23 protein-coding genes and 1 pseudogene are annotated in these 21432 nt (G+C 72.3%); 17 read left to right on the top strand and 7 right to left on the bottom strand.

All coding sequences use genetic code 11. The features are described 5' to 3' along the window. Nucleotides 1-774, top strand: a 774-nt coding sequence (locus AB0M83_RS44955; protein ID WP_364527691.1) for a manganese catalase family protein, incomplete at its 5' end; no start/stop codon positions are given. A gap of 159 nt (nucleotides 775-933) precedes the next feature. Here the strand turns inward: AB0M83_RS44955 and AB0M83_RS44950 are convergent. The 3 genes from AB0M83_RS44950 to AB0M83_RS44940 all read right to left on the bottom strand — a co-directional run bounded on the left by AB0M83_RS44950 (nucleotide 934) and on the right by AB0M83_RS44940 (nucleotide 1911). After that, nucleotides 934-1092, bottom strand: coding sequence for a hypothetical protein (locus AB0M83_RS44950; RefSeq protein ID WP_364527689.1), 159 nt, complete (start codon nucleotides 1090-1092; stop codon nucleotides 934-936). Between the two features lie 64 nt (nucleotides 1093-1156). Beyond that, on the bottom strand, nucleotides 1157-1792 hold the full coding sequence (locus AB0M83_RS44945) for a hypothetical protein (RefSeq protein WP_364527686.1): 636 nt from the start codon (nucleotides 1790-1792) through the stop codon (nucleotides 1157-1159). Then, nucleotides 1789-1911, bottom strand: a complete 123-nt coding sequence (locus tag AB0M83_RS44940) for a hypothetical protein (RefSeq protein ID WP_364527683.1) — start codon at nucleotides 1909-1911, stop codon at nucleotides 1789-1791. The genes AB0M83_RS44945 and AB0M83_RS44940 overlap by 4 nt, the downstream gene beginning before the upstream one ends. Here AB0M83_RS44940 and AB0M83_RS44935 point away from each other — a divergent pair. After that, nucleotides 1910-2656 carry an HAD family hydrolase gene (locus tag AB0M83_RS44935; protein WP_364527680.1) on the top strand — a complete coding sequence of 249 codons (747 nt, stop codon included), beginning with the start codon at nucleotides 1910-1912 and terminating at the stop codon, nucleotides 2654-2656. The genes AB0M83_RS44940 and AB0M83_RS44935 overlap by 2 nt on opposite strands. On the opposite strand, the gene AB0M83_RS44930 is transcribed toward AB0M83_RS44935, so the two are convergent. Next, complete coding sequence (locus AB0M83_RS44930; protein WP_364527677.1) at nucleotides 2649-3266, bottom strand: class I SAM-dependent methyltransferase; 618 nt, start codon at nucleotides 3264-3266, stop codon at nucleotides 2649-2651. The genes AB0M83_RS44935 and AB0M83_RS44930 overlap by 8 nt on opposite strands. A 55-nt stretch (nucleotides 3267-3321) precedes the next feature. Continuing rightward, on the bottom strand, nucleotides 3322-3795 hold the full coding sequence (locus AB0M83_RS44925) for a carboxymuconolactone decarboxylase family protein (protein ID WP_364527674.1): 474 nt from the start codon (nucleotides 3793-3795) through the stop codon (nucleotides 3322-3324). Nucleotides 3796-3938: 143 nt separating this feature from the next. On the opposite strand from AB0M83_RS44925, the gene AB0M83_RS44920 reads away from it, so the two are divergent. After that, nucleotides 3939-4817: an RNA polymerase sigma-70 factor gene (locus AB0M83_RS44920; RefSeq protein WP_364527671.1), complete on the top strand. Its 879-nt coding sequence runs from the start codon at nucleotides 3939-3941 to the stop codon at nucleotides 4815-4817. Nucleotides 4818-5272: 455 nt separating this feature from the next. On the opposite strand, the gene AB0M83_RS44915 is transcribed toward AB0M83_RS44920, so the two are convergent. Then, nucleotides 5273-6613, bottom strand: coding sequence for an MFS transporter (locus AB0M83_RS44915; RefSeq protein ID WP_364527668.1), 1341 nt, complete (start codon nucleotides 6611-6613; stop codon nucleotides 5273-5275). A gap of 100 nt (nucleotides 6614-6713) precedes the next feature. Here AB0M83_RS44915 and AB0M83_RS44910 point away from each other — a divergent pair, with 100 nt between their 5' ends. Genes AB0M83_RS44910 through AB0M83_RS44875 form a run of 8 tightly spaced genes read left to right on the top strand, consistent with a single transcriptional unit; the run spans nucleotide 6714 to nucleotide 13780 of the window. Beyond that, on the top strand, nucleotides 6714-7205 hold the full coding sequence (locus AB0M83_RS44910; protein ID WP_364527665.1) for a MarR family transcriptional regulator: 492 nt from the start codon (nucleotides 6714-6716) through the stop codon (nucleotides 7203-7205). Between the two features lie 52 nt (nucleotides 7206-7257). Further along, nucleotides 7258-8187, top strand: coding sequence for a hydroxymethylglutaryl-CoA lyase (locus tag AB0M83_RS44905; RefSeq protein WP_364527662.1), 930 nt, complete (start codon nucleotides 7258-7260; stop codon nucleotides 8185-8187). Next, complete coding sequence (locus AB0M83_RS44900; RefSeq protein WP_364527659.1) at nucleotides 8184-8903, top strand: enoyl-CoA hydratase/isomerase family protein; 720 nt, start codon at nucleotides 8184-8186, stop codon at nucleotides 8901-8903. The genes AB0M83_RS44905 and AB0M83_RS44900 overlap by 4 nt, the downstream gene beginning before the upstream one ends. Next, nucleotides 8900-10090 (top strand): CaiB/BaiF CoA-transferase family protein, encoded by a 1191-nt coding sequence (locus tag AB0M83_RS44895; RefSeq protein WP_364527656.1) that lies wholly within the window; start codon nucleotides 8900-8902, stop codon nucleotides 10088-10090. The genes AB0M83_RS44900 and AB0M83_RS44895 overlap by 4 nt, the downstream gene beginning before the upstream one ends. Then, nucleotides 10087-10839 (top strand): enoyl-CoA hydratase/isomerase family protein, encoded by a 753-nt coding sequence (locus tag AB0M83_RS44890; protein ID WP_364527653.1) that lies wholly within the window; start codon nucleotides 10087-10089, stop codon nucleotides 10837-10839. Before AB0M83_RS44895 ends, AB0M83_RS44890 begins: the two co-directional genes overlap by 4 nt. Then, nucleotides 10836-12416 carry an AMP-binding protein gene (locus tag AB0M83_RS44885; protein WP_364527650.1) on the top strand — a complete coding sequence of 527 codons (1581 nt, stop codon included), beginning with the start codon at nucleotides 10836-10838 and terminating at the stop codon, nucleotides 12414-12416. Before AB0M83_RS44890 ends, AB0M83_RS44885 begins: the two co-directional genes overlap by 4 nt. After that, complete coding sequence (locus tag AB0M83_RS44880; protein ID WP_364527647.1) at nucleotides 12413-13363, top strand: nitronate monooxygenase; 951 nt, start codon at nucleotides 12413-12415, stop codon at nucleotides 13361-13363. The genes AB0M83_RS44885 and AB0M83_RS44880 overlap by 4 nt, the downstream gene beginning before the upstream one ends. A 9-nt stretch (nucleotides 13364-13372) precedes the next feature. After that, complete coding sequence (locus AB0M83_RS44875; protein WP_364527644.1) at nucleotides 13373-13780, top strand: hypothetical protein; 408 nt, start codon at nucleotides 13373-13375, stop codon at nucleotides 13778-13780. A 69-nt stretch (nucleotides 13781-13849) separates the two neighbouring features. Here AB0M83_RS44875 and AB0M83_RS44870 read toward each other — a convergent pair whose 3' ends face one another. Further along, a complete protein-coding gene (locus AB0M83_RS44870) occupies nucleotides 13850-14554 on the bottom strand; it encodes an alpha/beta hydrolase (RefSeq protein ID WP_364527641.1) in 705 nt (234 codons plus the stop codon). 122 nt (nucleotides 14555-14676) lie between these two features. On the opposite strand from AB0M83_RS44870, the gene AB0M83_RS44865 reads away from it, so the two are divergent. The 6 genes and pseudogenes from AB0M83_RS44865 to AB0M83_RS44840 all read left to right on the top strand — a co-directional run. After that, on the top strand, nucleotides 14677-15234 hold the full coding sequence (locus tag AB0M83_RS44865; RefSeq protein WP_364527638.1) for a helix-turn-helix domain-containing protein: 558 nt from the start codon (nucleotides 14677-14679) through the stop codon (nucleotides 15232-15234). 119 nt (nucleotides 15235-15353) lie between these two features. Beyond that, nucleotides 15354-16910, top strand: coding sequence for an FUSC family protein (locus AB0M83_RS44860; protein ID WP_364527635.1), 1557 nt, complete (start codon nucleotides 15354-15356; stop codon nucleotides 16908-16910). 43 nt (nucleotides 16911-16953) lie between these two features. Next, a complete protein-coding gene (ligD, locus tag AB0M83_RS44855; protein WP_364527632.1) occupies nucleotides 16954-18927 on the top strand; it encodes a DNA ligase D in 1974 nt (657 codons plus the stop codon). Nucleotides 18928-19182: 255 nt separating this feature from the next. Next, nucleotides 19183-20034 (top strand): geranyl diphosphate 2-C-methyltransferase, encoded by an 852-nt coding sequence (locus AB0M83_RS44850; protein ID WP_364527630.1) that lies wholly within the window; start codon nucleotides 19183-19185, stop codon nucleotides 20032-20034. Nucleotides 20035-20059: 25 nt separating this feature from the next. Further along, the gene (locus AB0M83_RS44845; RefSeq protein ID WP_364527627.1) at nucleotides 20060-21175 is read left to right on the top strand and encodes a family 2 encapsulin nanocompartment cargo protein terpene cyclase; all 1116 of its coding nucleotides are present in this window, start codon (nucleotides 20060-20062) and stop codon (nucleotides 21173-21175) included. 27 nt (nucleotides 21176-21202) lie between these two features. Continuing rightward, nucleotides 21203-21432: pseudogene (locus AB0M83_RS44840) on the top strand (Crp/Fnr family transcriptional regulator); the annotation flags it as partial.

Here is a 21432-nt window from a genome sequence, read left to right as displayed (position 1 = left end):
ACCATGACCGCCGAAGCCGTCAAAGACCCCGTCATGGCCGCCGTCATCGGCGGCATGGACCCCCAGCAAGCCATCGTCGCCGGCGGCGGCGCCCTGCCCGCCGACTCCAACGGCTACCCCTGGAACGGCAAATACATCGTCGCCTCCGGCAACCTGCTGGCCGACTTCCGCGCCAACGCCGCCGCCGAAGCCCAAGGCCGGCTGCAGACCGCCCGCCTCTACAACATGACCGACGACCCCGGCGTCAAAGCCATGCTCAAGTTCAACCTCGCCCGCGACACCGTCCACCAGAAGCAATGGCTCGCCGCGATCGAAGAACTCGAAGCCGACGGCCTGGAGGGCCGGATCGCCCCGACCGCGTTGTTCGACGAAGAAGACCAGGTGCACAACAAGACCATCTGGCACCTCTCCGACGGTCCCGACGGCGCCAAGGGGACCGCCTGGACCACCGAACTCGAGTACCTGATGGACCCCGAACCGCTCGGCGGCCCCGGCACCGCACCGAAGCCTGACCCGGCGCTTTACGGCACCTACGCCGCCGAGGAGGCACCGGGGCTCGAGCCGGCGGAAGGCGACGTGGAGACCTTTTACGACGGCTCGACGTGGAAGAACAAGGTGGTCGGCAACGCGCGGGCGTCCGCCAGTGCCGAAAAGAAGTCCGACGCGGTCGCCGCCGGCCGGAAGCTGGCCATCAAGCGCGGCACGGCCCATTTCATCCACACGAAGGACGGCCGGATCGGGGAACGCCGGACGTACCCGCGCGCCCGGTCTTGACGACGGGCGGGCGGGTGGCGGTTTCCGGCGACGGTTTCGGACGACAGGACCGCGGGAAGGGCGGTCGCCCACCCACGGCCGGTCGCTTCCGGTGCAGTGAATGACTCATTCCTGGCGTCCGGCGCCAGGAATGAGTCATTCACTGCGTTCAGTTCCGGCTCACGCAGTGGGCATTCCGCCGTGGTCGGGGTCTTCCTCGTCGGTGGCCTCCGGGTGGGGTTCCTGGGCGTGGAACGTCGGCTCGGTGTGCTCGCTGCCGATGTCCGCGTCCTGTTCCATGCTCTCGGCGGTCACCGGGTCGATTTCGGGAGTGCTCATACTTCCTCCGATCGGGCGAAACCGGGGCGTACCCGGCCACCGGCGGGCGAAACGGGCGAGGGCGTCACGGCCGGCCGGCCCGGCTCCCCGCGTACGCCCGTTCCCGCAGTCTCGCCAGCCATTCCGGGGCCGGCTCGAGGCAGTCCGGACGGTTGAGCATCGGGTCGAACGCCGGCGCGTCGCCGCCGGTCTCCCCCAGGATCAGCTCCGCGCTGTCGCACCAGCGTCCGTCCTGCCGGCCGGTACGCAGCACGAACCGCAGGTCGTCCGCCGCGGCGACCGCCTCGAGCGACGCGTCGATCCGCGGCGCCACCGCCCACGCCGCCAGCCAGATCAGCCGGTCGGCGCGGCGGTAGGGCACCAGGCTGGTGTACGCGCCGCCGGTCCAGGAAGCCGCCGGGCGCGGCAGCATCCGGCCCAGGTGCCCGCGGCCGGCCGTCGTCAGGGTGAGGTCCCACGGCCCGCCGTCCCGGCCCGCGCCGGGGATCCGCACCGCGAGGCCGAGCGCGTCCGGCAGCCGTCCCGGCGTGCCCGCGCCCTTCGACAGCCGTGCGATGACCGCCGTGGGCCGGGACGGCCACGGCAGGTCGTCCGCGAGCGGCCGGAGCTCGCCGCGCCGCACCAGCCCGGCGGGGTGGAAGGCCCGGGCTCGGCGCAGGGCGGCCAGCCCGCGGAAACCCGCCGTCACCAGGCCGGTCAACGGTCTTCGGTCGCTTCGCGCTCGGCCGCTTCGCGCTGCTCGTCCGGGTCGAGGTCACCGGTGCCGCCGAGCTCGCGGTCCAGTTCGGTGGTGGCGTCGCGGTCGTCCGGCGTCGACATGTGTACTTCCCTTCCGGCTCGGGTACTCGCCACGGCGATACCCGCGCCGAGCGCGCCGAAACCCGAGGAGCCCACCATCGCCACCGCGGTCCTGTTCGACGTCGACGGCACGCTCGTCGACTCCAACTACCTCCACGTCCACGCCTGGCGACGGGCGTTCCACCAGCTCGACCGCCCCGTCGACTCGTGGCGCGTGCACCGCGCGATCGGCAAGGGCTCCGGGAAGCTGCTGAGCACCCTGCTGGGTGACGCCGACGCCGAGCGCGTCGGGGACGAGGTCAAGGAGCTGCACAGCCGGTTCTACCTGGAGACGGCCGAGCTGCTGCGGCCGTTCGACCACGCCCAGGACCTGATCCGGGCGCTGGCCGCGAAAGACGTGCGGGTCGTGCTGGCGACGTCGGCGGCCCCCGACGAGCTGGACGAGCTGCGTCGCGTCCTCGGCGTGGACGACGTGGTGCGGGACATCGTCGCCGGCGCCGACGTCGAAGAGACGAAGCCCGACCCGGAACCGGTGCTCGTGGCGCTGGAGAAGGCCGGCACGGCGCCGGAGGACACGATCTTCGTCGGCGACGCCGTCTGGGACGTGCGAGCCGCCACGAAGGCCGGCGTGCGCACGATCGGCGTGCTGTCGGGCGGGGTCAGCGCGGCGGAACTGGAAGAGGCAGGCGCCATCGCGACCTATGACGACGTCGCGGCGCTGCTCGCCGACCTCGAGCAGAGCCCGCTGGCCAAGCTGGTCAGCTGACCTTGCGGGCCACCAGCCGCTCGACCAGCCCCAGCTTGAACCGCTCGCGCCGCTCGACCGGCAGCCCGAGTGCCTCCACCAGCTTCAGCGGGCGACGCCGGAAGTGCTCGCCCGCCAGCGGGACGCTGGCCAGCTCCACCAGCCACTGCATCGCCCGCACCACCCCCGACGACGACGCCACGTGGTCGACCAGGATCAGCCGCCCGCCGGGACGCAGGACGCGGCGCATCTCGCGCACGGCCGCCGCGGGGTCCGGGATCGCGCACAGCCCGAACGTGCACACCACCGTGTCGAACGACGCTTCGGCGAACGGCAGCTCGTGCGCGCTGCCCTGCCGCAAGGTCACCGCGCGGCCGAGGTCGCGGGCCCGGGACCGCGCGAGCTCGAGCATCCCGGAACTCAGGTCGAGCCCGGTGAGCGTCACCTCCGCGGGGTAGCAGGCCAGGTTGAGCCCGGTCCCGACGGCGACTTCCAGCACCTCGCCGATGGCCTGCCCGCAGGCCCACTCCCGCGAGTCGCCGAAGAGGCGGCGGTCCCAGACGCCCATCTCGGCGTCGTAGGTCGCCGACTTGCGGTCCCAGTACCGGTTCCACCGCTCCGCCTTCGTCATGCCCTCAGCGAAGCACGAACCGGCCCGGGAGCGCGCGCTCCCGGGCCGGGGGCGGTCAGCCGAACATGCCCGGCTCGTAGGAGCCACCCTTCTGGTGCAGGATCACCGCGAGCCGGTTGGCCGAGTTCATCTGGGCCACGAGCGCGACCAGCGCGGCGGTCAGTTCTTCGTCGTAGTGCTCGCGCACGCGGTCCCAGGTGTCGTCGGAGACGCCGGGGTGGGCGTCGGCGATCCGCGTGCCTTCTTCGGCGAGCGCCAGCGCGGCCCGCTCGGCCTCGCTGAACACCGTGGCCTCGCGCCAGGCGGCGACCAGGTTGACCCGCACCGCGGGCTCCCCGGCCGCGGCGAGCTCCTTGCTGTGGATGTCGACGCACCAGCCGCAGCCGTTGATCTGGCTGACGCGCAGCGACACCAGCTCCTGGGTGACCTTCGGCAGCGGCGACTGGATGACGGCCAGGCTCGCGGTGCCGAACCGCTTGGCGAACTTGGCGCCGACTTCGGTGCCGGTCAGGCTGAAACGGGGTTCCATGGTTCCTCTTCCGGGTTCGTGGCACGGACGACCACGAGATGCCGGCCCACCCCCGGCCCGTGACAGTGACGACGGTCACGGTCACACGGCGGCCGCGGCCGGCATCTGGTGGGAAACTCCGCGAGACCGCAAGAGGAGCCACCATGGCCGACCCCGCCACCGAGGCGTTCCTCGCCCACCGGAACCTGCTGTTCACCGTCGCCTACCAGATGCTCGGCTCGGCCGCCGACGCCGAGGACGTCCTGCAGGAGACCTGGCTGCGCTGGGTGGGTGTGGACCGGGCCGCGGTGCGCGACGAGCGCGCGTACCTGGTCCGGATCACCACGCGCCTGGCGCTGATGCGGCTGCGGACGCGTGCCCGGCGCCGGGAGTCCTACGTCGGCTCGTGGCTGCCCGAGCCGCTGCTGACCGCGCCCGACGTCGCCGAGGACGTCGAGCTGGCCGACAGCGTGTCGATGGCGATGCTGCTGGTGCTGGAGACGCTGACGCCGGCCGAGCGCGCGGTGTTCGTGCTGCGCGAGGTGTTCGACCTGGGCTACGACGAGATCGCCGAAGCCGTCGGCAAGACCCCGGCCGCGGTCCGCCAGATCGCCCACCGCGCGCGGTCCCACGTGGCCGCCCGCCGGCCGCGCGGCGCCGTCTCCCCCACGACGTCCCGCGACGCGCTGGCGGCGTTCCAGCGCGCGGTCGAGACGGGCGATCTGCAGCACCTGCTGGACATCCTCGCCCCGGACGTGGTGTTCCTCGGCGACGGCGGCGGAGTAGTCCAGGCCCTCCTGGAACCGGTGGTCGGCTCCCCGGCGGTGGCCCGCCTGCTCACCGCCGGCCTCGCCAACTTCGCGCGCGGATCGCTGACGGCGGCCCAGGTCAACGGCCACCCGGCGCTGGTCCTCCGGCGCGACGGCGAGGTCGACACGGTCCTGGCGCTGCGCATCGACGACGGCCTCGTCACGGGTCTGTACGCGGTGCGCAACCCGGACAAGCTGTCGCGTTTGGACGAAGAAACCACCCTGCGGCGCTGACGGCGGCCCCCGACGGCAGCCCACAGGCCGTGGCGGCCGGGAGCTCCTCCGTGCTCACTCATGGTTCGCGACCTTTCCTCCGCGCGCCCCGGGTGGGGCTTCGGCTTCGAGGTACAGCCACGAATCCGGGCGCCGAGCGGGAATCCGGGCGACATCGCGAAGTGACCGGATGACAACGGTTCTCCGCCCGGTTTCCTTCGTGGGAGCGCCTCGCCTGCGACGGCGACGTACGCGCCTGGATGCGGCGCTGGACGGAGGCGGATCGCGAGATCGACTCCGGAGCGACGACCCCGAACCCGGCACCGGCCGCCCGCGTACTTCGTGGGGTTCACCGACGAAGAGACCAGCCGGGCCGCGGCAGCGTACTTCGACGGCGTTCTGGCGTGGCGTGCGCTGCTGCGTCGGGCAGTTCGAGCAGCTGTGGCTCGAATCCCGTCCTCCGACCGCCGGCTCGCTCAGTGATGTTTCTCCTTGAGGTCCCCGGCTTTCACCCCCACCAGCAGCACGGCCACCGCCACCAGCACGATCCCCGCGCTGATCACCAGCCCCAGCGACAGGCTGCCGGTCGACGCCTGGATGAACCCCAGCAACGACGGTGACGCCGCCGCCGCGAACGAGCCCATCGACGTCACCACCGCGATCCCCGTCGCCGCGGCGCGCTCGCTCAGGTAGATCGACGGGATCGAATAGAACACCGTCAGGCCCGAATAGTGCGCCGCCGCCATCACGGCGAGCAGGATGACCACCACCAGGACGCTGCCGCCGGAGAACGCCAGCGCCAGCATCGCCGCGGCCGCCACCAGCCAGCTCACGGCCGCGTGCCAGCGGCGCTCCAGCGTCCGGTCGGAGTGGCGGCCGACCACCAGCATCACGGCGATGCCGAGCAGCGGCGGGATCGCCGAGAAGAACCCGAGGTTCAGCACGTCGCCGACGCCGGCCTCGGCGATGATCCGCGGCGTCCAGTACGAAACGGCGTTGGCCAGCGTGTAGGCCCCGCACGCGCACAGGCCGAGGATCCAGACCTTCGGATCGCGCAGCGCCGAAAGCATGCCGCCGTGCTGGGCGACGGGCTCCTCCTTCGAGAGCCGCTCGGCCTCCAGGTCGGCCCGGACCAGAGCCTTCTGCGCCGGCGTCAGCCACTTCGCCTGCTCCGGCTCGTCCACGAGGAAGAACGCCACCAGCACGGCGAGCAGGATCGGCGGGATCCCTTCGATGAGGAACAGCCACTGCCAGTCGGCCAGGCCGGCGACGCCGCCGAGCGCGTGCATGATCCAGCCGGACACCAGCGAGCCGAGCACGCCCGACACCGGGACGCCGATGAAGAACACGGCGGTCATCCGCGTCCGGCGGGCGGACGGGAACCACCGCGACAGCAGGTAAAGCGCTCCGGGGAAGAAACCTGCTTCGGCGACGCCCAGCAGGAACCGGGCGATGTAGAAGGTGGTTTCGTCGCGCACGAACAACGTCACGATCGTGACGACGCCCCAGGTCGCCATGATGCGGACCAGCGTCTTGCGGGCGCCGATCTTCGCCAGCAGGGCGTTGCTGGGGACCTCGAAGAGGATGAACCCGACGAAGAACAGCGTGACGCCGAGCCCGTAGACCGCCGAGCCGAAGCCGAGGTCGCGCTTGAGGCCCTGCTGCGCGATGCCGATGTTCGTCCGGTCGATGAAGCTGACGACGTAACAGACCACGAGCAGCGGCATGACCCGCAGGGCGATGGTCCGGTAGGTGGACGCGCGGCCGGCGTCGCCGACTGCGGGTGGCCGTCCGGTGACGGCGGGGTGTTCGGCCACGGCTACTCGACTCCTTCGTCCGGCGGGGCGTGCGGCGCCAGTCTCGGCATCAGGTGTTGTGTTTGTCAACACCGGATCGGCAACGGCTACGATGACCGCCATGGCGGAACGCGCGGACGGCCGAGACCTGGTGCCCATCTCCGGACTCCTCTCCTACCGGCTCTCCCGCACGTCGTCGGCGATGTCGCGCAGCGCCGCGCTGCGCTACCGGCGGGAGTTCGACGTCAGCCTCGGCGAATGGCGGGCGATCTCGCTCATCGCCGCCGACCCCACCCTGACCCTCAACCGCCTCGCCCGCCGGGCCGGGCTGGACAAAGCGCAGATGAGCCGGGTGGTCAGCCGCCTGACCGAACGCGGACTGGTCGACCGGACGGCTGGCTCGGGCCGCACGTCCCAGCTCGCCCTCACCGCCGAGGGCACGCGCGTCTACCGGGGCCTGATCGCCGCGGCGAACGAGCGCGACGCCGAGTTCCTCGCCGCGCTGACCCCCGAAGAGGCGGCGACCCTGAGCGGCGCGCTGGACAAGCTGGCCGACCTGGCCCTGGCCGTCGAGGATCGTGAGCGCGCCCACGCCTCCGACGTCGACTGTTGACTTTATCAACAGAGCCGCGTAGTTCTGGAGCCACCGAACAGGAGGTGGCCCGATGCCCGACGCCGTCACGATCTGCGAGTGCTTCGCCCGCGACGGGCTGCAGCACGAGCCGGAGTTCGTGCCGACCGAGACGAAGGTCGCGCTGCTGGACTCCTTCGCGGACGCGGGGTTCCGGCGCATCGAGGCGACCAGCTACAGCCACCCTTCACGCGTTCCCGGCTTCGCGGACGCTTCCGACGTCCTGACGAAGATCCGGCGTCGCCCCGGCGTCGCGTTCAAGGCGACCTGCCCGAACCCGCGCGCGGTGCGGCGCGCCCTCGACGACCTCGACGCCGGCCACGGCGCCGAGGAGCTGAGCCTGCTGGTCTCGGCCAGCGAAAGCCACACCGAGCGCAACCTCCGCACGTCCAGAGCCGGGCAGTGGGAGCGGGTCGAAGAGATGGTCGAGCTGGCCGGGGGCCGGTTCAAGCTGGTCGGCGTGGTCTCGGTGGCGTTCGGCTGCCCGTTCGAGGGCGCCGTCGATCCCGGCCGCGTCGCCGAGGACGTCGCCCGCTTCGCCGACCTCGGCGCCGACCTGGTCACCCTGGGCGACACGACCGGCGTCGCGACCCCGGCGTCCGTCCGCGCGTTGTTCGCCCGGCTGAACGCCGGGCCGCCCGTGGTCGCGCACTTCCACAACACCCGCGGCACCGGCATCGCCAACGCCGTCGCGGCCCTCGAGGCCGGCTGCCGGAACTTCGACACCGCCATGGGCGGCGTCGGCGGTCACCCGTCGACGATCCGCTACGGCGCCGGGCTCACCGGCAACGTCTGCACCGAGGACCTCGTCAGCCTCTTCGACGCGATGGGCGTCGACACCGGCCTCGACCTCGACCTGCTGGCCAAGGTGTCAGCCGCCTGCGAAGCCGCGCTCGGCCGTCCCCTGCACAGCATGGTGGCCCGCGCCGGCTTCACCCCGACCCCGAACCAGGAGAACCCGTGACCGTCATCGTCGAGGACCACGGACCCGTCCGCGTCCTGACCCTGAACCGGCCCGAGAAGCTCAACGCCCTCGACACGGCGCTGACCCGCTCGCTCAGCGAAGCGTTCACCGCCGCCGACGCCGACCGGGACGTCCGCGCGGTCGTGCTCACCGGCGCCGGCCGCGGCTTCTGCGCCGGAGCCGACCTCGGCGAGTTCTCGTCCCTGACGCCCGAGCACGCCGACGCCGTCCTCGAGCGCGCCGCGCTCACCGCGAAGCTGCAGGTCCAGGCACGAGAACTGCGCGTCCCGGTCGTGGCGGCCGTGCGCGGGGCCGCGGTCGGCGGCGGCGCGGGACTGGCGATCGGCGCGGACATGGTCGTCGCCGGCACCGACCTGAAGTTCGGCTACCCCGAGCTCAAGCACTCGATCGTCCCGGCGCTGGTGATGACCGGGCTCGTCCAGCACCTGGGCCGCAAGCTCGCGTTCGAGCTGGTCAGCACCGGCCGCCTGCTCACCGCGGCCGAAGCCTTCGAGCACGGCCTGGTCAACCGCGTCGTCGCACCGGACGAGGTACTGCCCGCCGCGCTGGAGATCGCCGAGCAGTGGGCCGAGGTCGAGCCGCGGGCCATCGCCGCCGCGAAGGACCTGCTTTACCGCGTCGCCGACCTGCCGACCGACGCCGCGATGCGCGCCGGCCAGGACGTCAACGCGCTGATGCGGGGGTTCCGCGCATGACCGGCCCGCTTTCCGGCATCACCGTGCTGGACTTCTCCCGCGTCCTCGCCGCTCCCCTGGCGACCCAGGTCCTCGCCGAGCTGGGCGCCACCGTGATCAAGGTCGAGCGGCCGGGGTCCGGCGACGAGACCCGCGGCTTCGAACCTCGGCTCCCCCACGGCGAAAGCGCGTATTTCTTCGCGTTCAACCGCGGCAAGAAGTCCGTGACCCTCGACCTCAAGAACCCTCGCGGCCAAGAAGTCGCGCGAAAGCTGGCTTCGCGCGCCGACGTCGTCGTCGAGAACTTCCTGCCCGGCGCGATGGACCGCCTCGGCCTCGGGTACGCGGACCTCTCCGCCGCGAACCCCGGGCTGGTCTACGTCTCGGCCACCGGGTTCGGGCAGACCGGCCCGGACCGTGACCGCAAGGGCTACGACACGGTCTTCCAGGCGCTGTCCGGCGTGATGGCGATGACCGGCGAGCCGGCCGGGCCGCCGTCGAAGGCCGGGATCCCGGTGGCGGACCTGACGTCCGGGCTCTGGGTGGTCATCGCGGTGCTGTCCGGGCTGGCCGGGCGCACGGCGTCGGGGCGGGGCCGCCACCTGGACGTGTCCATGATGGACGTCCAGCTGAGCCTGCACGCCCTCAACGCCGCCCGGCTCTTCGCGCTCGGCGAGGACCCGGTGCGGACCGGCACCGAGCACCCCGGCCGCGTGCCGTCGGCCGCGTTCCAGGCCGGTGACGGCGAATGGCTGCACATCAGCGGCAGCGACCAGCACTGGGGTCCGCTGTGCACGGTCCTCGGCCTCGACGACCTCGCCACGGATCCCGCGCTGCGCGGCAACGCCGGCCGCGTCGAGCAGCGCGCCCGCGTGATGAAGGCCCTGCGCGGCGCCATCGCGCGGCACGACCGGGACCCGCTCGTGAAGGAGCTGCGCGCGGCCGACGTCCCGGCCGGCGCGGTCCGCTCGGTCCGGGAGGCCCTCGCCGATCCGCACGCCGTCGCGCGCGGGGTCGTCGGCGAGTTCATCCACCCGTCGGAGGGGACGTTCCCGGCGCTGCGGACGCCGTTGCGCGAGACTGCGGGAGAGGCTCCGGTACCGGGCGTGCCCCCGCTGCTCGGCGCCGACACCGACGACGTCCTGGCGGAGCTGGGGCTCGCTCCCGCCGAAATCGAGGACCTGCGGACCGACGGGGTGATCGGATGACCGAACGCGTGTGCGTCTCCTCCGAAGACGGCATCGCCAGGGTCGAGCTGGCCCGGGCCGAGGCCCGCAACGCCCTCGACCTGCCGATGTGCCACCAGCTGAGGGAGGCGTTCGAGTCGCTGGACGACGACGTCCGGGTGGTGCTGCTGAGCGGGCGCGGGCCGGTGTTCTGCGCGGGCGCCGACCTCAAGGAACGCACCGGCAAGGACGCCGCCTGGGTCCGACGCCGCCGCGTCGCCTCCTTCGCCGCGTACGCCGCGATCGAACAGTGCCGGGTGCCGGTCGTGGCTCTCGTGCAGGGCGCGGTCGTCGGCTCAGGCGGCGAAATCACCCTCGCCGCCGACTTCGCGCTGGCCGCTTCGGGAACCGTCTTCCGGTTCCCGGAGCCACACTGGGGTACCGTCGGCGCGACCCAGCGCCTGCAGCGCGCCATCGGCAAGCGCCGGGCCAAGGAGCTGCTGTTCACCAACCGCGCGCTCGACGCCGAAGAGGCCGCCGACCTCGGCGTCGTCACCCGTGTCGTCCCGGCTGACGAGTTGCGCGCGGCCGGGGACGAGACGGCCGCGAGCATCGCGAAGGCACCGCCGCTGGCCATCTCGCTCACCAAGCGAGCGGTCGACCTCGGCTCGGAAACCGACCTCGACCGCGGGATCCGGATTGAAATGGCGGCCATCGAACAGTGCCTCGCCGACGGCGGCTGGCGCGACGGCGTCGCCCGCTTCACCGCCGGGAACGGAGAACCGCGATGACCGACCTGCGCACTGCCTGCCCGCTCACCACCCACGAGGTCCTCGCCCGCGCGGCCCTGCTCGCACCGGACGTCGAAGCCGTCGTCACGGCTTCGGAGCGGATCACCTACGGCGAGCTGGCCGCCCGGGTCACCCGGATCCGGGCCGGGCTGGCCGCCGCCGGGATCGGCTGCGGCGACCGCGTCGGCCTCTGCCTCGGCAACGGCCCGGACTGGGTGGCGCTGTTCCACGCGATCGGCGCGGCGGGCGCGGTCGCCGTGCCGGTCAACACGCGGTTCACCGCCGACGAGGTCCGGTACACGCTCGAACACGCGCGGGTGCGCACGCTGTTCGTCGCTTCCCGGGTGCTCAACGTGGACTTCGCCGGCATGCTGCGGGAGATCGGCGTCGAGTCGCTTCCTTTCTTGGAAAAGGTCGTGGTGCTCGGCGACGACGTTCCTGCTTTCGCCACTTCGTGGGACGAGTTCCTTTCTTTTCCTTCGGAGGCTCCCGCGCCGGCCGGTTCTCCGGACGACCTCCTGCTCGTGCAGTACACCTCCGGGACGACGTCGCGGCCGAAGGGCGTCCTGCTCACCCACCGCAGCATGTGCGCGGACGCGTTCTTCTCCGGCGCGCGGATGGGCCTGCGCCCCGGCGACCGGTTCCACTCGGCGCGGCCGTTCTTCCACGTCGCCGGCAGCACGCTGTCGGTGCTCGCGTCGGCCCAGCACGCGACGACGCTGGTGACGATGCCGAAGTTCGAGCCGGAAGAAGCGTTGCGGCTGCTGGAAACCGAGCGTTGCACGCACTTCTCCGGCAACGACACCATCGCACTGCTGCTGCTCAACCACCCCTCGCGCGCGCAGCGCCGGTTGTCGCTGCGCGGCGCGTGGGTGGCGGCGTCGCCGACCGTGATCCGGCGGGTCATCGACGAGCTGGGCGCGCACGAATGCGTTGCGGGATATGGGCTTTCCGAGGCGTCGCCGAACGTCGCGCAGTCGGCGTGGTGGGAGCCTCCGGAAGTCCGTGCTTCCGGGGCGATGGCCGTGCAGCCGGGGGTCGAGGTACGGATCCGCGCGTTCGACGCCGACCGCGACTGCGGTCCGGGCGAACCGGGCGCGGTGCTGGTGCGCGGCTGGAACGTGATGGCGGGCTACCTCGACGACCCGGTGAAGACGGCCGAGACGATCGACGCGGACGGCTGGCTGTCCACCGGCGACGTCGGTCTGCTCGACGAGTCCGGGCGGTTCCACTTCACCGGCCGGACGAAGGACATCATCCGCGTCGGCGGCGAGAACGTGGCGCCCGCGGACATCGAGGACACCCTGCACCGGCACCCGCTGGTCCGGCAGGCGGCGGTGGTCGGCGTCCCGGACCGGCGGCTGGTGGAGGTGCCGTTCGCGTTCGTCGTGCTGACGTCGCCCGAGATCACCGAGGCCGAACTGCTGGGCTGGGTGCGAACGCGGATGGCGGGGTTCAAGGTGCCGCGGCACCTGCGGATCGTCGACGGTTTCGAGGGCATCGGGATGACGGCGAGCTCGAAGGTGCAGAAGAACCGGCTGGCCGCGCACGCGCGTTCCCTGCTGGAGGAGGCGTGATTTCCACCGCGGTGACCCGGTTGCTGAGGATCGACCTGCCGATCGTGCAGGCCGGGATGTCGTGGGCGTCGTCGAGTTCGGCGTTGCCCCTGGCCGTGTCGAACGCGGGCGGCCTCGGTGTGGTGGCGGCGGGCCCGATGCGGCTGCCCGATTTGGACCGCGTGCTGGAGGAAATGGCGGCGGGCACGGACAAGCCGTGGGCGGTGAACCTCCCGCTGTACCGCGCCGGCGTCGACGAAGTGATCGACCTGGTGCTGCGCCACCGGCCGCCGGTCCTGATCGCTTCGCAGGGCGGGCCGCGGCGGTACCTGGCCCGGTTCCACGACATCGGGACGCGCTGCCTGCACGTCGTGGCCGGAGTGGACCATGCGGTGAAGGCGGCGGCCGCCGGCGTGGACGGGCTGGTGGTGGTCGGCGCCGAGGCGGGCGGGCACCCCCCGCCCGCGATGGTCGCGACTTCGGTTTTGGTGCGGGCGGTGGCCCGGGCGGTTTCCGTGCCGCTGATCGCTTCAGGCGGCATCGCCGACGGCTTCGGGTTGGCGGCGATGCTGGCCCTGGGCGCGGGCGCCGCCCAGTTCGGCACGCGGTTCCTGGCCAGCACGGAGGCTTCGGTGCACCCGGCGTACAAGGAGGCGGTGCTCGCGGCCGGTGTCGACGGCACGCGGACGGTCGGCCAGGGCCTGGGCGTCATCCGGGCCCTGGACAACGACTTCACCGCCCGGATGCTGTCCCTGGAGACGTCCGGCGCGGAAGAGCCGTTGCGGCGCAAGACTTTCCAGGCGTCTTCGTTGAAGGACGCCGCCCTCCACGGTGACGTCGCGGAGGGCAAGCTCGAGGCGGGCCAGTCGGCGGGCTTGATCGACGCCGTGCTCCCGGCGGCCGAGATCGTGGCCGGGATCGTGCGGGAGTACGGGGAAGCCCGCGCCGGCCTCCCGCCGGTCGGCTAGGTTGCCGGGGTGTTCCGAGACTTCAACTTCAAGCTGGTCGTCGTCGAAAAGCTGATGTACGAAGACCAGGTGCTGACGCCGGCGTTCCGCTTCGCCGACCTGGTTCCGGGCGATGCCTGGCAGTACGTGTACGACCGCGGGCTCGCCTACCAGGTGCAGCCCGAGGCCCGTGCGTACTTCGAGGCGCTGGAGATCAGCCCGGAGCTGCTCGCGACGGTCGACGAGCTGGTCCTCGACGGCGGGCTGCAGGTGTACCACGAGTGCGCCCCGGTGTGGGATGGCGAGGACGACCTGTTCGACATCACGTCGCTGGCGGACCTGGCTCTGGTTCCCCGTCTGCGCCGGGTGGTGAATGCCGAGTTCCTGGGCCCTGACCTGCGGGCCGAACTGGAATCGCACGGGATCGAAGCAGCCTGACGCACGCGGGCGCCTGCCGCGGCTTCGCCGTGCGGACCGGGACCGCCCCGGTCCGCACGGCGGCCGGACTCACTCCGTGGCGTCGGCCGCCGCCGTGATCACCTCGGCCACCGTGGCCGGCTGGGAGACCGCGACCGCGTGCGACGCGTCGATCCGGCGGACCGTCGAGGACGCGCGCTCGGCCATGAACTCCTGCGCCGCCGCCGGGATCGCGTTGTCCTGGTTGGCGATCAGCGTCCACGACGGGAGCTTCGTCCACGCGGGCGTGCCCTCGAACGGCGCCGCCAGTGCCTGCTGCGCGACCGGCCGCTGGGTGACCGCCAGGATCGCGGCGGTCTCCGCCGGGACGTCGGCCGCGAAGACCTCGGCGAAGTCCTCCGGCTTGATCGACAGCTCCGGCGCGTCGCCGTGGACCAGGACGTTCGTGGTGTCCGGGCCGAGCTTGGCGCCCGGGTAACGGCCGGACAGCTCGAAGACGCTCTCGCCCGCGTCGGGCTGGAACGCGGCGATGTAGACCAGGGCGCGGACGTTCGGCGTCTCGGTGGCCGCGCGGGTGATCAGCGCACCGCCGTAGGAGTGGCCGGCGAGGACGACCGGGCCTTCGACGTTCTTGACGACGTCCGCGACGTAGGCCGCGTCGGACTCCACGCCGCGCAGCGGGTTGGCCACCGCGACGACCGGGAAGCCCTGCTCCCGCAGCTTCGCGACGACGCCGGTCCAGCTCGACGAGTCGGCGAAAGCGCCGTGGACCAGGACGATGGTGGGCTTGCTCATGGCTGGCTCCTCAGAGAGAACGACTGGTCTTTCTGTCTGCATACTCTGGCCGCTCGGGACCGCCGTGGCAATGTGACGTAGCCGATCTGGCAGAACGACCAGTCTTTCTCTATGCTCGCGAGATGAGGTCTGCCGAGGTGCACCCGAAGGACCGGTTGCTGGCCACCGCGTCCCGGCTCTTCTACGCCGAGGGCATCCACGCGGTCGGCGTCGAGCGCCTGGTCAGCGAGGCGGCGGTGACGCGGGCGACGTTCTACCGGCACTACCCCACGAAGGACGACCTGGTGGCGGCGTACCTCGCGGAGACGAGCCGGCAGATCCGCGCGGCGGTCGACGAGGCCCGCGCGGGCAAGCCGCCTCGCGAAGCGCTGGCCTCGGCGCTGGCGGTGGTGGGCGAAGCGACGTGCGGCGAGGATTTCCGCGGCTGCCAGTTCCTCAACGCGGCGGCGGAATACCCCGACGCCGAGTCCCGGGTCCGCCGGGTGATCGACGACCACCGCCAGTGGTTCTTCGGAGTCCTCCGCGACGAGGCGGCGGCACTGGGCCACCCGGAGCCCGACCACGCGGCCCGCGTCCTGGTCCTCCTCCGCGACGGCGCCCTCCACGGCGGAGAACTGGACGACGCGAAGACGGTGCGGGCCACCCTCCGGCGCGCGGTCGAGGACTTCTTCCCCGCCTGAGCCGACGGAAGCGACACGGCCTGGGAGGGCGGCCCTTGCCTCTCCGTCCCGAGGCGACCGAACTCACTCCCGCACTTCCCCACCCTGGCCGCAACCCCCGCCCGTGTTGGAATGAAGCCGTGCCGCCCGAAGACCCGCTCCCCCGCACCGTCCGGCCACGGGCTCTGCTCTTCGCTCTGCCCGCCGCCGGACGCCGGTGGAGTGCCGGACTCCGGGCCGCGGCCGCGGTCGCGATTCCCGGCGCCGGCACCGTCCTCGCCGGACACGCCGACGTCGCTCTCTTCGTCACCTTCGGCGCCTTTGCCGTCCTCTACGGCGAAGGCCGCCCCTACCGCGTCCGGACCCGGGTCGTCCTCACCGCCTCCGCCATGCTCGTGCTCGCGGCGGGACTCGGCACGGCCGTCGGCGGCATCAAGTCCCCGGCGGCCATCATCGTCGTGGTCACCGCGGTCGCCGTTCTCGCCGTCTACACCGTCGATGCTCTGCGCTTGGGGCCGCCCGGCGCGCTGTTCTTCGCGCTCGTCTGCGGCGGCGCGCTGGTGGCGACCGAAGCCGGCGCCGATCCCGTGGCCCTGCTCGGCTGCACCGCGCTCGGCTGCGCGTCCTCCGTCATCGTGTCCATGGCCGGCCGGAGCAAGCCGGAACGCATCGCCGTGCAGAAGGCGGTCAAGGCGGTCGACGCGGTGACCGAAGACGCCGGCGTGGAAGCCCGCCACGCCGCCGGCTCGGCGATCTCCGCGGCCTGGAACGCGGTCCACGACGCCCGCCAAGGCCCGGACTCCGACCTGGCGAAGACGCTCATCGCCGCCCACCGGCGGTTCGCGGACCCGACCGGCGGCGAAACCGGCGTGCTGCCCCTTCCCCGCCCCAGCGTCGGCTACCGGCTGCGGCGGTCGGCGTCGCTGCGCTCCCACGCCACGGTGACGGCGCTGCGAGTGGGCGCCACCTGTGCGCTCGCCGGGAGCCTCAGCGCCTCCCTCGGGCTGACGCGCCCGCACTGGGCGGTCCTCAGTGCGCTGGTCGTCCTGCAGCAGGGCACCGACCGCGTCCGCGCGAACGTGCGCGGCCTGCAGCGCTTCGCCGGGACCGCCGTCGGCCTCGGCGTGTTCGCCGGGCTGTCCGTGCTCGAACCCACCGGCCTCGCCCTGGTCGCCGCGATCGCCGGGCTCCAGTTCTGCATCGAGCTGTTCGTCCCGCGCAACTACGCGGTGGCCGTCGTGTTCATCACGCCGGTGGCGCTGCTGGCCGGCGGCGCCGCGGTGACCGGCGCGGTCGGCCCGGTGATTCGCGACCGCCTGGAGGAGACCCTGATCGGCGTCGCGCTCGCGGTGCTGTCGCAGTACCTGCTCGCCCCCAACGCGCACCGCGGGACGTTCCATTGGACCGAAGCCCGCGTCCGCGCCGCGGCCCGGACCCTGCTCGCGCACGGCCCGGCGGCCCCCGTTCACCGGCGTGACCTGCAGTTCGAGCTGGAAGGCACGACCCGGGCCGCGGTCGACTCGGCCCACAACGATCCCGCCTGGACGCGGCGGCACTGGCCCGCGCACGCGAAGCTCGTCCACCTCGGCTACGACCTGCTCGCGGCCTGTTGGGCGACCGCACCGGGCGCGCCGCTCGCGGGTGACTGGGAACAGGCGTTCAAACAGCTTTCACCTGCGAAGACCCAGCGGAACTAGGCCGAACGGGTTACCTTCGAGGAAGCACAGACGGAGGTCCGGCATGGCTGCTCACGACGCGTCGCGCGTTCCGGCGTGGATCGAGCCGATGCTGGCCAAGGCCGACGGCGGCCGGCTGCGCAGCGGCGCCGAGTGGGCCTACGAGTACAAACTGGACGGCTACCGCGCCGCCATGCGGATCGCCCCGGACGGCACCACCGTCCTCACCAGCCGCAACAACATCGACTTCACCGCCGAGTTCGCCGACCTGGCCGGAGTCCTCGACCTCGACGGGCAGGCCGCCCACCTCGACGGCGAGGTCGTCGTCTACGGCGACGACGGCCGGATCGACTTCGAGCGCATGCAGGAACGCCGCGGCCGCTGGGTCCGCCACCAGAGCGCGCCCAAGGGCATGCCCTTCGACGACATCCCGGTCCGGTTCCTCGCCTTCGACCTGCTGCGGCTGGGCGAGCGCGACCTGCTGAAGGAGCCGTACGACGAACGCCGCCGCCTGCTGGCCGGCCTGCCGATGCCGGATCCCTACCGCGTTTCGGTGGTCCGCGCCGTCACCTTCGACGAGCTCGCCGCCGACCGCCGCACGCCGGCGGACTTCCTGGCCCACGCCGCGGCCGCGGGCTACGAAGGCGTCGTCGCGAAGCTGCGCAGCTCCGCCTACCTGCCCGGGCAACGGCCGGACTCCTGGCTCAAGCACCCGCTGATCCGCACCCAGGAGGTCATCGTCTGCGGCTGGCGCCCCGGGCAGCGCAGCTTCACCGGCACCCTCGGCGGCCTCCTGCTCGGCGCGCACGACCCCGCCACCGGCGCCCTCGTCTACATCGGCGACGTCGGCACCGGCTTCAGCCAGGCCGCCCGCGCCGACCTGGTGGCGCAGCTCCAGCCGCTCGAACGCCGCACCCACCCGTTCGCGACCACGCCGCCGCGCGAGGACACCGTCCGCGCCCGCTGGGTCGAGCCGCGGCTCGTCGGCGAGATCGTCTACCGCCAGTTCACCCGGGCCGGACGCGTCCGGCACACCGCGTGGCGCGGCCTGCGGGCGGACAAGAAACCCGACGACGTCGTCGCTCCCCGCGCCGGCACACCGGAGCCGGCCGCACCGCCGCCTCCCGAGCCGGTCGGCCGGAAGATCACCGTGCGGGCCGGGAACCGGCAGCTCACTCTGTCCAATCTGGACAAAGTGCTGTACCCGGCGGACGGGTTCACCAAGGGCGAGGTGATCAACTACTACTCGCGGATCGCGCCGATCCTGCTGCCACACCTCGCCGGCCGGCCGGTGACGTTCATCCGCTACCCCGACGGGGTCGACGGCGAGAAGTGGTTCGAGAAGAACGTCGCCCACGGCGCGCCGTCGTGGCTGCGCACGGTCCGGCTGCCCAGCACGGGTTCCCGCGGCAGCGGCGACACCATCGACTACCCGCTCCTCGACGACCTCCCGGCGCTGGTCTGGTCGGCGAACATGGCGGCGCTCGAGCTCCACGTTCCACAGTGGACCGTCAAGGCGGAGACCAGGCAACCACCCGACCGCCTGGTGTTCGACCTGGATCCCGGACCGGGGACCTCGGTCGTCGACTGCGCCCGCGTCGCCGAACGCCTCCACGACGTCCTGACCGCCGACGGGCTGACGCCGTACGCGAAGACCTCCGGGTCGAAGGGAATGCAGCTGTACTGCGGCATCCGGACCGAGGACGCGTCGGCGCCGTCGGCCTACGCCAAGCGGCTCGCGCAGCAGCTCGCCCGGGAGACGCCCGATTCGGTGACCGCGGTGATGGCCAAGGCGCAGCGCGGCGGGCGGGTCTTCATCGACTGGAGCCAGAACAACCCGGCCAAGACCACGGTCGCGCCGTACTCCCTGCGCGGCCGTGACCACCCGACCGTGTCGACGCCGGTCACGTGGGACGAGGTCCGCGCCTGCCGCCACGTGAACCACCTGACGTTCACCGCCGACGAGGTCCTGGACCGCGTCGAAGAGTATGGTGATCTGCTCGCCGGCCTCGACGAGAGCCGCGCGCCCCTCCCCTGAACCCGCGGTGACGACCCACCGTCGCACCACGTCATCCCAACGAGTTGTCCCCGATCTCGAACGGGGCGCCGGGGAAAGCGTCAGGCCACCCCGCGCACGGGTGTCGCTGGGCCAGACGGGCAACGCCCGGCCAGCGCGAGTGAAGCTCCTTGTCCCCGCGAATCCTTCCTCGCTAGCGTCGGTGGGGAGGGGACGATGCCGGGCGTCCGGAGCGTTTCCTTGCCCGCCAAGGAAAAACGAACGAGGAGTTTCTCGATGACGGCTCTCGACCAGCCCGTGACCCGCACCGCGTACCAGCAGTCGGTCGCCGACTACTGGAACGCGGAAAAGGACCCGGTGAACCTCCGGCTGGGCGATGTCGACGGTCTGTACCACCACCATTACGGCCTCGGCGACTACGACCCGGCCGTCCTCGACGCCCCGGAAGACCAGCGCGACCAGGCGATCATCGCCGAGATGCACCGGCTCGAGACCGCACAGGCCGACGTCCTCCTCGACCACCTCGGCCCGATCGGCCCGGGTGACCGGCTGCTCGACGCCGGCTGCGGCCGCGGCGGCACCAGCGTCATGGCCCACCAGCGCTTCGGCTGCCAGGTCGACGGGATCTCCATCTCCGAGCAGCAGGTCGGCTTCGCCAACGAGCACGTCCGCCGGCGCGGGATCGACGGTTCGGTGCGCTACCACCTGCGCAACATGCTCGACACCGGCTTCGAGTCCGGCGTGTTCCAGGGCATCTGGAACAACGAGAGCACGATGTACGTCGACCTGCACGACCTGTTCGCCGAGCACGCGCGGCAGCTCAAGCCCGGCGGCCGGTACGTGACCATCACCGGGTGCTACAACGACGTCACCGGCGGCCGGTCGCGTGCGGTGAGCCAGATCGACCAGCACTACATCTGCAACATCCACGCCCGCGGCGACTACTTCAAGGCGTTGTCGGACAACGGGTTCGTCCCGATCACCGTCGTCGACCTGACGGCCGCGACGATCCCGTACTGGGAGCTGCGGGAGCGGTCGTCGGTCGCCACCGGCGTCGAGAAGCCGTTCCTGACCGCCTACCGCGAGGGCAGCTTCCACTACCTGCTCATCGCCGCCGACCGCGTCTGAGGCGGGCGTGCCGAGGGAGAGCACCATGACGACCGGGACCACATGTCCACAGTGGACCACCGGGGGCGCCGCGAGCCTGCTCGCGGGCCCGTTCGGCCTCGGCACGGCCGCGGCGCGGATCGCGACCCAGTTCGCGCCGGCGCCCGGGCAGGATCCGGCCTACGCCCACCTGCCGTGGGGTGACGGCAGCGCGACGCCGTTGTACTGCCCGGTTCCCGGGCGGATCGACGACGCCCTCGCCGGGGAGGTCGACCGGCGGCTCGTCGCGTGGGCCGGGGACTGCGGGTTCACCGGCGCGGGCCTGGACCAGATCGCCCACGCCGGGTTCGGCCGGCTGGTGATGCTCGCCCACCCCGACTGCGACGACCCGGACCGGCTGCTCGTCGCGGCGCAGCTGAACGCGACGTGGTGGGCGGCCGACGACTACTACGCCGACGACAGCACGCTGGGCGCGGCGCCGACCGAACTGCCGCCACGCCTGGCGCTCGTCATGGCGGCCATGGACCCGGTCGCGCCGGCCGGGGAGTTCTCGGCGCCCCTCGACGAAGCCCTGCGGGCGGACCCGATCCTCGTCGGGCTGCACTCGGCGATCGGCCACCTGGGCCGGCACGGCTCGCCCGTGCTGGTCCAGCGGGTCTGCTACGCGACGTTCGCGATGTTCGTCAGCTGGGACGCCTACGCGGCGTGGCGCCACACCGGCCGCTACCCGCCCGCGTGGGAGTACCTGGCGGCCCGTCAGCACGACAGCTTCTACACGTCGATGACCCTCGTCGACGCCGTCGGCGGCTACGAGCTGCCCGCCCCGTTCTACTACGACCCGCGCGTGCGGGAGGCGATGATGCGGGCCGGGACGGCGTCGGTGCTGGTCAACGACCTGCATTCGGTGGCCAAGGACGCCGCCGACGAGAAGCCGGTCTGCAACATGGTGCTGCAGATCGCCGCGGACCGCGGCTGCTCGGTCGAGGAGGCCGTCGAGGCCACCGTCGAGCTGCACAACAAGATCGTCCACGAGTTCGAGGACGGCCACCGGGACCTGATGGCGGTGCCGTCGCCGGAACTGCAGCGGTTCCTCGTGGGTGTCCGTTCCTGGATGGGCGGCGGCTTCACCTGGCACGCCACCAATCCCCGTTACCAGTCTTGACCTACAGATGATTGGGTGGTTCTCGCTGTGACTGTCACCGACCCGGTGGACACCGACCAGGCACCGCTGAGCCTCGGACGGGCCGCGGCCCGCACCCTGGCCACGACGACCAAGTCGGTCCCGCAGATGCAGGGCATCTCCTCCCGCTGGCTGCTCAAAATACTGCCCTGGGTCGAGGTCTCCGGCGGCGCCTACCGCGTCAACCGCCGCCTCTCCTACGCCGTCGGCGACGGCCGGGTCACCTTCACCACCACCGG

This window comes from Amycolatopsis sp. NPDC051106, from assembly GCF_040682775.1.
Lineage (GTDB): Bacteria > Actinomycetota > Actinomycetes > Mycobacteriales > Pseudonocardiaceae > Amycolatopsis.
This window is presented reverse-complemented; position numbering and strand designations above follow the sequence as displayed.